Source organism: Legionella yabuuchiae (assembly GCF_900640115.1).
In the GTDB taxonomy this organism is placed as follows: domain Bacteria; phylum Pseudomonadota; class Gammaproteobacteria; order Legionellales; family Legionellaceae; genus Legionella_A; species Legionella_A yabuuchiae.
The window spans coordinates 14,415-28,496 of sequence record NZ_CAAAIW010000001.1; the positions used below are offsets into that span (position 1 = coordinate 14,415).

Here is a 14,082-nt window from a genome sequence, read left to right on the forward strand (position 1 = left end):
CTTTTTCGCCCTGCCGCATTTTAAAAAACTCGCAAGGGAATGAGCCATTACTCGCTTTTTAAAATGCGGCAGGACAAAAAATAAAGGCGCCTAAAAACACGCATTTTGAAAGATTACGGGTATATTATGGCCGGCAAAAAGTACTATTGATGACCTATTAAGGCGCCATGGCTTAGTAACTCGAGCTAAAAGAAAAAGAAGCGTAGCGCCTTATACACAACCGTTTGTTTTATGTGGTCAATCCAATGATTCATGGAGCATTGATTATAAAGGCCAGTTTTTACTAGGTGATAAGCAATGATGCTATCCGTTGACAGTGACTGATAATTTCAGTCGTTACTTGCTAGCTATTGAAGGTTCTGGACGAATTTCTGGCGCAGAAGTAAAACAAACGCTTACTAATTTATTCGTTGCGTATGGGTTACCTTTAGCTCTTAGAAGTGATAATGGCGTTCCGTTTGCAAGTCATGCTGTAGCGGGATTATCGGAGTTGTCTGTTTGGTTAATCAAATTAGGCATTGTTCCTGAGCGTATACGCAAAGGCCATCCTGAAGAAAATGGCCGCCATGAACGAATGCATCTTACACTTAAAAAAGAAACAGCTTCACCACCGCAGTACAANTATATACCCGTAATCTTTCAAAATGCGTGATTTATGCTTTTTCTTTTTCGCCCTGCCGCATTTTAAAAAACTCGCAAGGGAATGAGCCATTACTCGCTTTTTAAAATGCGGCAGGACAAAAAATAAAGGCGCCTAAAAACACGCATTTTGAAAGATTACTGGTATACACACAATCCACTCGTGAGTTTCCATCCAAAATACCGAATGTTGAATACAGTAATGATTTTGATATAACCAGAAAAATTAGAACGAATGGCACTATGAAATGGCGAGGGAAAGAGCTTTTTGTTTCTGAAACGCTTATTGGCGAAACAATCGGAATGAAAGCTCATAGCGAAACGGAATGGCTTATGCACTTCTCTTTTTTGCCGTTGGCCATATTTGATGAGAAAACTCTCAAAGTAAATAAATTATGATAAATTAGTGTTACCGATGTGACCAGGCATCTTTGTTACCTATGTGCCGGTCACACAGACATTATCATACGACTCAAACTCCTAGCGCGGGAGAGGGGGCAGATCGAAGTAAACTGAAACATCTGTGCGCAAATTAAGAGTGAGAAGATTACAAAAAAAACTTTAGGGACATTGCCTGGTTTTCGGTGGAAAATAAAATGTATTTGCAAACCATCAAAAATTTATAACTTCTTAACGTTTATAAAAAAGAATTATCCATTAAGCAGCTTAAGTCTCGAAAATATATGAGGCAGGCCGATACCAATTGAAGAACGGGTCTATAATTTAATCGTGGTTTGATTTTTATCAGGAGCCGCAACATTTATTTAGGAGAGTACGATGAATATTAAAAAATTACTACTGATTCCAACGGCCATGTCGTTAGGCCTGGCTTGTTCATTCGCATTTGCCGCAGAAAATAGTGATAAGAGTGCGATGGTAACTTTGGTGACGAAGGACGGAAAACAGATTCGGTGTTATGTGCACAGCGGTGATCAGAAAGAAGCGGCCTATTTGAAAAGAGGCACGACCGTCCAATTGGGCTCCCGCCTACCGCAGTAGGCCCCGGGTTGGGCCACGCACTCGCAGCAGCGGTCTGCGGTAATAAGATGATGCACAGCTGGGTCTGGTCGGCGTCGCCCGCTTGACGACATCTAGAGTTTTTGGTTAGAAAATCAGCTTGTCCATTGGGCGAAATGCATTTCTGGGATCGGATTCACAATCAGTTTTACTGGTAGATGAGGATCACAAGCAGCTTTTGCCCATTGGATAAACCGTTGCCAATACGCATAGAGGCGACTGCTATTCGCCCCTTGCTCAAAAAGCTGTCGTAATTTGGCGATTGCTTTATTCAAAGTGACTTTTACGAGGGTTAATTGTTCTGGTCTGAAATGATAACCCAGAAAATCAAACCCTTTTTCTATTTTACCTATCCAGGTTTTATCGGGATGAAGGGTTAAGCGCAATTCATCCAGTATCTGGTAAGTACATCGAATGACTTTTTTTAAACTGGTTCTTGTTTTACAAAGCACGACCCAATCGTCCATGTAGCGAGCATAAAAAACGCCTTTTATTTTGCTCATAGCTTGGTCCAGCCGATGAAGTGCGACTGCTCCTAATAATGGAGAAAGGGGTGATCCTCTTGGTAATCCCTTTTCATGGTCATAATAAAGTCCGCCCCAAGTACTTGGGACTTTAAGGTTTTGATGATGAGTGAAGTGAAAGGCCGGTCGCCCGTCAAAGTCAATAAGTCCTCATATAACGTCTCATGATGGATGTGCTCATAAAACCCCTTGATGTCACTTTTAAAAACGAAGCGATAATGTTTAAGGTTTTTCCTCGTATGATTCACGGCGACCTTTAATCCACCATGGTCTTTCACGTGATAGCAATGCGGGCTTAATAGTTTATTAACCTTAAGAAAGTCCGAGAGGATAAGTCCCATCGCTTTCAACAACAAGCTATCTTGGCTGCAATAAAGACTCAAGGTTTCATCCGGCATACGATACTGGGTTCTTGGAGAAAATACATAATCCATTCGCTTAAGAGCGGCTGCAATCTCTGGCAAGAGCGTTTTTTTATGATGTCGCACATGCCAGCAATCACTATTGGCGCCTCGGTGAGCAGATGCTTTACAAAGCCAGAGATAAGCCTGGTTGATAATTAAATTAAGTGTTTCTGGTTTTAACAAAGAAGCCATAATCAGTGATACTTGAACAAGGTAGCACGATAATTATCAACGATATGCTTTTACTAAGCAAAAAGAGCGCATTTTGATATTCAGAATCTAAAGCAACAATTAAACAATAAGTTTTGTTTTCACCCAAATCCCCGCGAAATTTTTGATCAGCTAGCTCTATTAGCTAGAGAATTGATATCTTTGCAATTTTTTTTACACAAGGAATACAGGTTGCAGTTGCAACAGGTATGAGATATCACAACAGAAGTTATTGACCATCATGGCTTGGTAGCAGCAGTTAGTTGTAATTTTGCCAAAAAGGTATCAGATAATATTAAATCACCAGCAGCACAATTTTATGACGCGATTCTTAAAAAAAACAGGTGGTTTATTGATTCTGGTAGGTATTATTTTGGGGTTCTATTAGCTGCTTCAGCCATGTACAAATCCAATTTGCACCTATAAAAACTAGCTATAGATGTAGTTACAAAAATCGATCTGACAGGGAAGGATTAGATCAAATCAAGGGCTTCGGTTCTAATTTTTAAGGTGCACTAGGACAATTTGAAGGATACTTATCAAATCGAACAAATTGAAACTGGCAGAACAATTGTACTCAAACGACCGAACCAAGACAATATTCATAACGTCTTCATCTCCGCACGGTACGATTTTTGAAAACGTCGTTGCGAGGAGCGCAGCGACGAAGCAATCTAGAGGCTTTGAGGTAGTGAATGACGACATCAGTGTTTCATAAAAACCCTCCCAATAAGGGTTAACCTTTTCAATCAAAGCCAACTTCTTTTTTCTTGAGCCACCTTTTAGTCGCTTTTCTCTAGCTATAGCACTGACCATGTCTTCTATAAGCTCATAATAGACAAGATAGTTACAGCCATATTGTTGAGTAAACCCAGGGACGTCCGCCTATTGATGTTCATGTACTCGTTTTATTAAATCACAGGTCACACCGGTGTAAATTGTGCCATTGCGTCTATTCGCCATGATATAAATGGCGGGCTGTTTAATTGGCAACTTTCTTCCTTATTGTTGGACTATTTCATGTCACTGAGCATGTCGTTGGAGCAATACTCAAAAATACCAGTAATTTTTCAATGCGCTCAGGTTGTGTTACCCGTGTATCCTCAACATTAAATCCACGTCGTTTGAGGCATAAAAAAGCGTTTCTATTTCCCAGCGCAAAGCACTCCATCCGTGACTTGTTCCATAAAAAATAACCTTTTAAAATACCGACCAACTCATTGATATTTATTCCTGGCTCCATGTCATTTTCTTGACGGAAAAACTATGGATTATCAATGAATCAGTGAGCTACTTCCATGCATTAAGACCTCTAGATTGCTTTAGTTTAGATAAACAACAGATACCTCCCTAGATTGCTACTAGAAAGTAAATCACAGGTGCGTTATTGAATTTACTATGCCAGGAAAAGCAAAACAAACCCTAAGTGTTGAATAGCTCCGATTTATCAATACTTCCTTGTTATTTGCTCCAACATCAAAGTTATTTTGATTACCTATATTATTGATGTATAATTGCACACAATAGCCAATTTTAAAGCGATAAACTCCCATGCTTACTCAACTTAGAGAATTAATTGATAATCAAGACGTCGCTGCGTTGACAGCGTTTATTGCTGAACATCAGGAATTAAATTACGCATCGATTAGCCCCAACGGCGCATCAGCACTTTGGTGGGCTTTGATGCCCCCCAAAGGCAAATCCGTATCTTATGAGGTGATTAAGTGCCTGCTTGATTATATCAAAGGAGACGGCACGCCTCTTATTAACCCCACGCAACCGCTTGCCGGCCTAACGCCGCGGCAATACATAGTTGCGCACAATCAGGAAAACGCGCTAGACGATGTTTTAAGAATAGTAACAGCGGATGAAAACCAATATCAGCTCCTAACCCGCCCTCAAGCACAAGCAGGCCTTGCCGCACTGGCTGATGACGCTCAAAATGTCCATGATGCCAGGATTAGTCAACTTGCCCGCAAAAACACCATTCAACTGTACGAGCATTACATTGAGGGCAAAGGTTTTGCGCTTGATGAAGAAGTATGCCAAAAGACTTTTAAAGAAATAACCTCCTTTATTGAAAACCACCCGAGCCTACGCGCTGATAAAGCGAGACAAATGAAAGAAGGGCTGAGTTATTGTTTTAATACGCCGGGGCAATTTAGTTTTAGAAACGGTCAACATGACACGAAAGATGAATTTAGTCTCACTCTTGCACAGTTGACTAGTCTCGTCTGGCTAGCTGCCAATGAAAAAGAAGAACGCCTACTTCCTGAAGACAGCAACGATAAAGATGGCGTTTTGCGCCTTGAAGCAAGAAAAGTAGCGCTTTTAAATACGCTTTATGATAACGCTACAGCTTATGGCCAAGGCCGCCACAGTTGCGCCGGTGGCGCTTGCCATCGTTTGGGCTCATCACTGGCATCGCTACATCGTTTAGTTGATGCCTTTCCCGCGGACGTAAAGCTAACAGGCGATGCGGCAAATATCGTTACCATTCGCGTCCTAGGCGAGGCGCTGGGCGAGTTATTACAAGAAGAGCCCGAGCATCATTTGGCCTTAGTGCGTTTTTTCTCGTTTGAAGACTATGGCCAGGAAGAGAAAGATAAAGAAACATACCATGCGTTTATTGAAGCGCGAGCAGAGACCCTTGAGCGCACGTTAGATGGTGAAAATATTGCGGAAGAACAAATTGCAGCTACGATTGAAGCCATACGTGGGGATTATCCTTCCTATCCGCTTTCATGCCATAAAATAAGCCATCAGCTATCTGCTTTAATGATGGCTTATGAAAAAGAAGAGCTGGATAAGAAGATATTTTTTGAAGAGAAACCGGCACAAGAGATAATGAATCAGGGCATTCAATGCCTGGCTGAGTATTTAAAAGAAAATGAAGCCTTTAGTAAGCTGCTTGACGCCCATGGTTATAGTCCTAGCTCTGATGAGAAGGTAGCCTTTGCAAAAGAGTTTATTACACAATGGTTTCAGCAAAAAACGTCTGAAGGCGCGGCGATAGACATCAGTAATTTTCTTAAAAATAACCTTCAGGAAGAACAATTAGCCTTCCCTGCGCAATGCTTTTATCTTGCTTATTTTAAAAGCCAACAAGCCATTATGGCAGAAAATAATCCTCACCAGGCGCTATGGTTAAGTCAACTTACTAATCAACAGATTATCGCTTTGATGGGCGGGGTTGCGCAAAATAAGGAGGGTCAAATTGGCCAACAAGACCTTGCACTGCTTCCCTTACTAGTAGAAGAAGCCCTGCTTCAAGGAGTGACCGCGAACTTAAACCTTCAAGGGATAAGCTTTCAACATATGGACCTAAGAGGTCATGATTTCTTCGGTGTGAATTTAGATAACGCGCGCTTTATTGACTGCTTATTACCCATTAACGCAAACCCTGCCAGTTGCGAGGCGATACATCTTGAAGATTGCCACTTGCCACTGATTGCAAGCGATGCCCCGGCAATTGCTATTGCCAAATTATTTGAATGCCGCCCACGGTCAAAATTAACGCTCGCGCTTTATCTTAAAAAAGTTAATTCAGCGGATGATTTAAAGGCATGGGATAAAGATGGCAATACTGCGTTGATGCTGGCGGCCGGGTTTGGGCACACAGAAGCCGTGAACGCCATTCTTGCAAGCCAGCACTGCAATAGTGAGGTTTTAAAGGCGCAGAATGAAAATGGCGATACCGCGTTGATATTGGCGGCCAAGTACGGGCATACAGAAGCCGTGAACGCCATTCTTACAAGCCCGCATTGCAATAGCGTGATTTTAAAGGCGCAGAACAATTCTGGCGATACCGCGTTGATATCGGCGGCCCGGCGCGGACATACAGAAGCCGTGAACGCCATTCTTGCAAGCCAACATTGCAATAGCGAGGTTTTAAAGGCACAGGATAAAAATAACTTTACCGCGTTGATATGGGCGACCTTTAGTGGACATACAGAAGCAGTAAAAGCCATTCTTGCAAGCCCGCATTGCAATAGCGAGGCTTTAAAGGCGCAGGACAAATGTGGCACTACCGCGTTGATGTTGGCCTGCGAAAGTCATACAGAAGCCATGAGCGCCATTCTTGCAAGCCCGCATTGCAATAGTGAGGTTTTAAAGGCACAGAATAGATTCGGCAATACCGCGTTGATATTGGCGGCTCTGAACGGACGTACTGAAGTAGTAAAAGCCATTCTTGAAAGCCAACATTGCAATAGCGAGGTTTTAAAGGCGCAGGCCAATTATGGCGATACCGCGTTGATATTGGCGGCCGGCAAAGGACAAACTGAAGCCGTGAACGCCATTCTTACAAGCAAGCATTGCAATAGCGAGGTTTTAAAGGCACCGAACAATTATGGCTATACCGTGTTGATATTGGCGGCCGGCGCAGGACAAACTGAAGCCGTGAACGCCATTCTTACAAGTAAGCATTGCAATAGCGAGGTTTTAAAGGCACAGAACAATTCTGGCGATACCGCGTTGATATTGGCGGCCGGCGCAGGACAAACTGAAGCCGTGAACGCCATTCTTACAAGTAAGCATTGCAATAGCGAGGTTTTAAAGGCGCAGAACAATTATGGCGATACCGCATTGATATTGGCGGCCCGGCGCGGACATACTGAAGCCGTGAACGCCGTTCTTACAAGTAAGCATTGCAATAGCGAGGTTTTAAAGGCACAGAACAATTCTGGCGATACCGCGTTGATATTGGCGGCTCGGCTCGAACGTACAGAAGCCGTGAAAGCCATTCTTGCAAGCCCGCATTGTGATAACGACGCTTTAAAGGCGCAGAACAATTCTGACGATACCGCATTGATATGGGCGGCTCGCGAAGGACGTACAGAAGCCGTGAAAGCCATTCTTGCAAGCCCGCATTGTGATAACGACGCTTTAAAGGCGCAGAACAATTCTGACGATACCGCGTTGATACTGGCGGCTCAGCGCAGAGATACTGAAGCCGTGAAGGCCATTCTTGCAAGCCCGCATTGTGATAGCGAGGTTTTAAATGCGCAGAACAAAAATCGCGATACCGCGTTGATACTGGCGGCTCGGCGCGGAGATACTGAAGCAGTAAAAGCAATTCTTGGAAGCCCGCATTGCAATAGCGAGGTTTTAAAGGCGCAAGATAAAGGTGGCTATACCGCGTTGATACAGGCGGCTCAGCGCAGAGATACTGAAGCCGTGAACGCCATTCTTGCAAGCCCGCATTGCAATAGCAAGGTTTTAAAGGCGCAAGATCAATATGGCATTACTGCGTTGATGCACGTGATCTGCGAAAGACAAACTGAAGCTTTGCGCGCCATTCGTGCAAGTCTTCTTGCAAGCCCGCATTGCAATAGCGAGGTTTTAAATGTGCGGAGTAAATGTGGCGAAACCGCGCTTCAACTAGCTCAGCGTAATAACCATCACGAAATAGCTCAAGAAATAGCCAAACATTATCCCCCTTTGCTAAGTAATATTAGCATGATGATATTAGGAGGGTTTATAGCCGCTGTGGGAATAAGCGCTATCGCTATTGCATTTACCGTGTTAAATGTCGCTACCTTTGGAGCAGCAGGCATTGCCTTAGCGACGATGGGCGTAGCAGCAACGTTAACTGGAGTTGGTTTATTCGCTGCTGGCGCCCATAAACAAAAGGCCAGCCAATCAAGTCGTTTATCACCGCCCGAAGCAGGGTCTGACGAAACACCTGCTGCTGTTTAACGACATTAATTTGTTTCATGCGTGTAACCGCGGAAGTTCCCTTGGCCGACTCACCATATATGCGTATAACGCTTGGCAAACGTGTGATGGGCAATCGACTCTGGCCTATCCACTTCTGTTCCCTATAATGCGCGATAAGCCGTTTCAGTTGCGACCAGGGATATCCCGTCATCAACTTCATATATTCAAAGACAGATTGGACGACTCATCTGGTTTAGCCCTTTGTTCTTCTTTTTCACCCTTTTTTAGGCTCATTTTGTATTGGCTCTCTAGTCGAACTACAGTACTTTTTTAATTTTATGTTTTAAGCTATTCTTACCAGAAAGATCTTTATCTATTGCTGTAAGTCGGAATAAAACTGAAGATATGATAAAAAAAGATCGCCGTATCTTCCCCCTAAAAAATTGCAAATGGAAAAAATAATGAAAACTCTATTTCTAGCTATAGCAATGCTATTATCTTTTGTATCCTTTGCAAAAACCTTAGTGATTGGTAGCTCTCCTTTAAACCCTCCTTTTGAAATCTTAGCTGAAGCACCAAATCGATTTTATGGTTTTGATACGGATCTGATGATGGAAATCTGCAAGCGCACACAAAACAAGTGTGAGTTTAAATCAGTCCGCTTTAATGATTTATTTACTCAAATTAACACGAAGAAAATTGATCTTGCTATTTCAGCCATCATTATCACACCTGAGCGACAAAACAAGTTTCTTTTTAGCACCCCATACTTACAAAGTTCTGCCCGTTTTTTAACGCTAAATCGCTCTTCTGCAAAAAATATAAATGATTTGGTAAATAAAAAAATTGGTGTTCGCTTAGGAACGCCCTTTAAAGAATTAGCCTACAAGTTATTTAAAAACAATATTACCATTGTTGAATATGCTATTACGGCCGATTTATTAGAGGCATTGGGAAAGCGTGAAGTCGATGCTATATTAATGGATGAGCTTGCCGCAGAGTATTGGGCGCTTAATTACGACGATACTTATAAGCTTTTAGATAATGAATTTCCTGTAGGAAATGGTTATGGAGTCATGGCATCTTTAGAAAATAAAGAACTCATTGCAAAGGTTAATCAAGCTATAAAAGAAATAGAAGCTGATGACACTTATATTCAGCTCTATAAACAATATTTTACATTGTAGAGCCAATTTACTAGCTTCAAGTAGACTCGATTGCGCCGAAATACTTTGCACCAAATCGTTCAAATGCATTATCAAAAGCACTTAATAAGTATCTTTTCGCGTCTCGACCATCGAGATATCCTGAAGCGCTGCCTTGACTTTAGACTCTACTGACTTTGGCAATTCACGTAATATAACCATAATCTTTCAAAATGCTATTTTTTGGTCGATTCGATTTTTTTGGCTAAACTGCTTTTAAAGAGTAATAGCGAGCTCTATTGGGAATCTTTAAAAGCAGCTCTGGGGGGAAAAGCGATAGAAAAAATCTAGCATTTTAAAAAATTCTTAATATATATCCATTAACACTTAAAGCTAATTGATAGGATCTAGCAATAGAAACCTTAATTTATTGTTTATTCCGCATTTGAGTAAGCTGAGAGAAAAACTCCGGTTTGTTTAATCCCATTGCAGCAAATATTTGCGGAACTCTATCCCAACTATTTTCTTGATCAATGCTGTCTACAACCAGCTCAAAACCATGTTTTTTATCCTGTTCAACACCCCAACCGTTGATATAGCATAAGCCATGCATTCGTTTAGCACGGATATGCCCTAAGTTCTCAGAGGCATTAATATAAGCTAGTGCTTCTTCATATAATGTTTTTTTTCGACGTTCATTACTAGGACTTGCAAAAACACCATCTTTTTGAAGACTTTCCCGAAATTTTGCCTCTTCTAGTAATTGCTTCCCTAAAATGTATTGCGCCTCAGCATCTTCAATAACTGCAGCTGCACGATAGCACTCCAATGCCATTTCACGAGCAAAAGGCCACTTCTTATTGCCTTGCTTCCCATTAAAAATTGCAGCTAGCGTATAATAAATGCCAACTTCCTTTTTCAAAATTTCGTCACTAGGTTGGCTGTGAACTCGACTTTGTTGCATCGACTTCGCTTTTTTTATTAATCGTTTTACTTTAAAACGTGTAAAAAACCACATCGTTGCTCCTGTTGTTATCGTGGAGGAATAGGAGGAATGTACAATAACCACTCAATTATCTCTACGGCGATAATAACCAAAATAAGAATTATTACAATTTTAGCTAAAATGCTTCTTGTTCGGCGAAGATCCCTACGTAAGACCATTCTTTTATCAAGCTCGCTTTGATCTCTTGCTTCACTGTAGTATTGCCTATCAATACGATTTGAAACCAAGCAAGCTAACAATGCTGCTAGCAAACCTGGGATGAAAAATGCTAAAAATACGATGACCGCAGCAAAATATTCACCAATATTATATGAACGCTCTAAATGTTCACGCCAGATAAATAATGAGCCAGGAACATCATAAACCCACCCAAAAATCAAATGCGGCAGCACATAGATGCTAAATCCTATTAGAATCATAGCCAATAGTAAAAATATTATTCCCATTGTAAATAGGGCTTTATTTTCGTTATAACGTTCTCTATCCATAGGAAATATTCTGCAATTTTCAAAATCTTAAGGTCATAAATTCAACATAGCAGATCATGCAAGAATTGCCAATATTCAATGGCATGAAAGTCGTATTTAGAAGTATTTTGGGTATATAATAAAATTTACCGTTTCTTTTTTCTGAGCTATGGCCCTGAAGAAGCTCTACACCAGGGTAGAGTTGGATTTATTTTTTCAAGAATAAGCAAAATATAAATCATAAGCGCTTGCATACGCGCACTAATCGAATAAGATGAGAGAGGTTCTTTAATCTATTATGAAACGTCAGGTTTATATGGTTTCAGATGGCACAGGTATTACGGCTGAATCCTTAGGTAATAGCCTATTAACTCAATTCGAAACCGTCACATTTGAAAAGCAAACTATACCTTATATTGATTGCGTTGAAAAAGCGGAAAAGATCCGACATAAGCTCGATCAGGATTTTGAAGAAACAGGGATAAAACCCATTGTTTTTTTAACGTCCGTAAACCCTGGAGTGAGCACAACCTTAAAGAAGGCCAATGCCTGTATCTTAGACCTGTTCAATACTTTCTTGTCTCCTTTAGAGCTTGAGCTTAATATAAAGTCATCCTATACCGTTGGCCGCACTCACGGCGTTTCTAATCCACAGTCGTATGATCACCGAATCGAAGCTGTGAACTATGCCTTGGCGCACGACGATGGCGTTAAAATCAAAGAATACGATAAAGCCGATATCATTTTGATTGGAGTATCTAGATGCGGAAAAACCCCCAGTTGTTTATATATGGCTTTGCAATTTGGCATTCTTGCAGCCAATTATCCTTTCACTGATGAGGAATTGCGCGAACTTAAATTGCCAAGCGCTTTGAAGCCCTATAAAGCAAAGTTGTTTGGTTTAACCATAGATCCCATTCGGCTTCATCAAATTCGATCCGAGCGTCGTCCCGATAGCCAATACGCTTCTATGGAACAGTGTCGTGTCGAAATCTTTGAAGTGGAAGAAATGTATAAGCTTGAAAAAATCCCATATTTAAATTCAACGCGTTACTCTATTGAAGAAATTTCGACCAAAATCATAGCTACAGCGGGAATCAAACGGAAAATGTAAATCACAAACTCCGCATTGTACAAAAAGGATATAGTCAATGAATCCATTCAATGCATTATAAATCAAGCACTCTATTTTCGACAGAACCAACGATTCCACATTTGGTTTATTGTGAAATTCATTCTGATGTCTACGAAGCAATAACCAGAGAAAAACGCATCAAGAAGTGGAACCGACAATGGAAAATAAACCTTATCGAGCAAAACAACCCCCAGTGGCTTGATTTGGGCATCGGATTATTTTGATGGATGGTTGCCCGCCTGCGCGGGCATGACAGGTTTTTTATCATGTACAGAGGACGTTGCGTATTAAATATAGAAAAAAGCCAATTTTTTTTGTTAGAATAGAAGCCGCGTCAACGTAAATATACCCAATCAACTTCAAAATGCGATATTTTAGCCGATTCAATAAAGGTCACATTTTGAATGTTGATTGGATATAACTGTTAAAACTTATTATCTTTTTCAGCCCAAAGCTTCATAAAATCATCAATGGACGTGTTAACTAACTTGTCAAAATCAATCATGAGTTCGAAAATTTGCTCTGTTTTTTCTTGAGTAAAGTAGCTATTTAAATTTCGCTTAAATTTCTTCTTAAGAACTGGTATACCTTCTTCGCGTCGACGACGGTGTCCAATAGGATATTCTATGGTCACTAAATCGCTTTCTGTTCCATCTTTGAAACTAATTTTGATGCTATTTGCAATAGAGCGCTTCTCAGGGTCGTGATAATCTTTCGAAAATTGCTTATTTTCTTGAACTTCCATTTTTTCACGAAGTTTATCAATACGCGGATCTGAGGCCGCCTCATCTTCATAATCTTCCGCTGTTAAATCGCCTTTCAACAAAGCAACAGCAACCATATATTGCAAGCAATGGTCGCGGTCAGCGGGATTATGAAGTTTTCCTTTTTTACTAATGATACGTATCGCTGACTCGTGGGTGATAAGCTCAATTCGTTGAATATCATCAATACGATCTTTAACTACAGGATGTAATTCTACTGCACACTCTACGGCGGTTTGCGCATGGAATTCAGCGGGATAAGAAAGCTTGAAGAGAATATTTTCCATGACATAACTGCCATAGGGCCGTTGAAACTTAAATTTCTTTCCTGAAAAAAGCGCATCGTAAAATCCCCACGTTGGCGCAGTCAATGCGCTAGGGTACCCCATCTCGCCAGTTTTAGAAATTAACGCTAAGCGTACCGCTCTGGCTGTTGCATCTCCTGCGGCCCATGATTTTCTTGAGCCAGCATTTGGTGCATGACGATAAGTTCTCAAGCTTTGACCATCCACAAACACTTGCGATATGGTGCGTTGTATCATGTCTTTATCGCCGCCCAGCAATTTGGAGACCACCGCCGCTGTTGCTAATTTTACTAACACAACGTGATCTAAACCTTCTTTATTAAAACTATTTTCCAAAGCCATGCACCCTTGAATTTCATGGGCTTTAATCATGGCCGTCAAGAGGTCTTGTATCAACAAATCCTGTCCTTCTGTTCGGCTTACATAATCCGCAACGGCTAAGATCCCCCCGAGATTATCGGAAGGATGCCCCCATTCAGCGGCAAGCCAAGTATCATTGTAATCTAACCAGCGAATCATCGTTCCAATATTAAATGCCCCTTGGACTGGATCTAATTCAAAATTAGTTCCTGGAACCCTAGCCCCACCAGGTAATACAGCACCAGGAACAACAGGTCCTAGGAGTTTTGTACAGGCAGAAAAATTTAGCGCAAGGATCCCACAACCTAGCGTATCCATTAAACAATATCGTGCCGTGTCATAAGCTTCTGAGCTTGAAATATCATGTTCATCAACATAATCTGCTATATCTTTAATAGCTTTATCATAGTCTGGCTTGATATTTTCTTCAGCGTATGAACTCATG

At 41.2% G+C, this 14,082-nt stretch carries 9 protein-coding genes and 3 pseudogenes; 5 read left to right on the forward strand and 7 right to left on the reverse strand.

Annotated features, from left to right (window positions below):
• Window positions 1-310: 310 nt before the first annotated feature.
• Complete coding sequence (locus E1O47_RS00060) at window positions 311-652, forward strand: DDE-type integrase/transposase/recombinase (protein ID WP_133129234.1); 342 nt, start codon at window positions 311-313, stop codon at window positions 650-652.
• Between the two features lie 764 nt (window positions 653-1,416).
• Complete coding sequence (locus tag E1O47_RS00065) at window positions 1,417-1,638, forward strand: hypothetical protein (protein ID WP_133129235.1); 222 nt, start codon at window positions 1,417-1,419, stop codon at window positions 1,636-1,638.
• A gap of 113 nt (window positions 1,639-1,751) precedes the next feature.
• Here E1O47_RS00065 and E1O47_RS00070 read toward each other — a convergent pair.
• From E1O47_RS00070 to E1O47_RS00080, 4 genes and pseudogenes are all read right to left on the reverse strand, one after another.
• A pseudogene (locus tag E1O47_RS00070) lies at window positions 1,752-2,183 on the reverse strand (reverse transcriptase domain-containing protein); the annotation flags it as partial.
• An 8-nt stretch (window positions 2,184-2,191) separates the two neighbouring features.
• Complete coding sequence (locus tag E1O47_RS12455; RefSeq protein WP_242601939.1) at window positions 2,192-2,776, reverse strand: RNA-dependent RNA polymerase family protein; 585 nt, start codon at window positions 2,774-2,776, stop codon at window positions 2,192-2,194.
• A gap of 720 nt (window positions 2,777-3,496) precedes the next feature.
• A pseudogene (locus tag E1O47_RS00075) lies at window positions 3,497-3,787 on the reverse strand (GIY-YIG nuclease family protein); the annotation flags it as partial.
• Window positions 3,788-3,836: 49 nt separating this feature from the next.
• Window positions 3,837-3,958: pseudogene (locus tag E1O47_RS00080) on the reverse strand (transposase); the annotation flags it as partial.
• Window positions 3,959-4,345: 387 nt separating this feature from the next.
• On the opposite strand from E1O47_RS00080, the gene E1O47_RS00085 reads away from it, so the two are divergent.
• Together E1O47_RS00085 and E1O47_RS00090 are read left to right on the forward strand one after the other, a co-directional pair.
• Window positions 4,346-8,494, forward strand: coding sequence for an ankyrin repeat domain-containing protein (locus tag E1O47_RS00085; protein WP_133129237.1), 4,149 nt, complete (start codon window positions 4,346-4,348; stop codon window positions 8,492-8,494).
• Window positions 8,495-8,916: 422 nt separating this feature from the next.
• Window positions 8,917-9,642 (forward strand): transporter substrate-binding domain-containing protein, encoded by a 726-nt coding sequence (locus E1O47_RS00090; protein WP_165474997.1) that lies wholly within the window; start codon window positions 8,917-8,919, stop codon window positions 9,640-9,642.
• A gap of 385 nt (window positions 9,643-10,027) precedes the next feature.
• Here the strand turns inward: E1O47_RS00090 and E1O47_RS00095 are convergent, their stop codons facing one another.
• Together E1O47_RS00095 and E1O47_RS00100 are read right to left on the reverse strand one after the other, a co-directional pair.
• Window positions 10,028-10,618, reverse strand: coding sequence for an SEL1-like repeat protein (locus E1O47_RS00095; RefSeq protein WP_133129239.1), 591 nt, complete (start codon window positions 10,616-10,618; stop codon window positions 10,028-10,030).
• Between the two features lie 14 nt (window positions 10,619-10,632).
• Window positions 10,633-11,094, reverse strand: coding sequence for a hypothetical protein (locus E1O47_RS00100; RefSeq protein WP_133129240.1), 462 nt, complete (start codon window positions 11,092-11,094; stop codon window positions 10,633-10,635).
• A gap of 277 nt (window positions 11,095-11,371) precedes the next feature.
• On the opposite strand from E1O47_RS00100, the gene ppsR reads away from it, so the two are divergent.
• Window positions 11,372-12,187 (forward strand): posphoenolpyruvate synthetase regulatory kinase/phosphorylase PpsR, encoded by an 816-nt coding sequence (ppsR, locus tag E1O47_RS00105; RefSeq protein ID WP_133129241.1) that lies wholly within the window; start codon window positions 11,372-11,374, stop codon window positions 12,185-12,187.
• 445 nt (window positions 12,188-12,632) lie between these two features.
• Here the strand turns inward: ppsR and E1O47_RS00115 are convergent, their stop codons facing one another.
• On the reverse strand, window positions 12,633-14,081 hold the full coding sequence (locus E1O47_RS00115; protein WP_133129242.1) for a bifunctional 2-methylcitrate dehydratase/aconitate hydratase: 1,449 nt from the start codon (window positions 14,079-14,081) through the stop codon (window positions 12,633-12,635).
• Between the last annotated feature and the right edge of the window lies 1 nt (window position 14,082).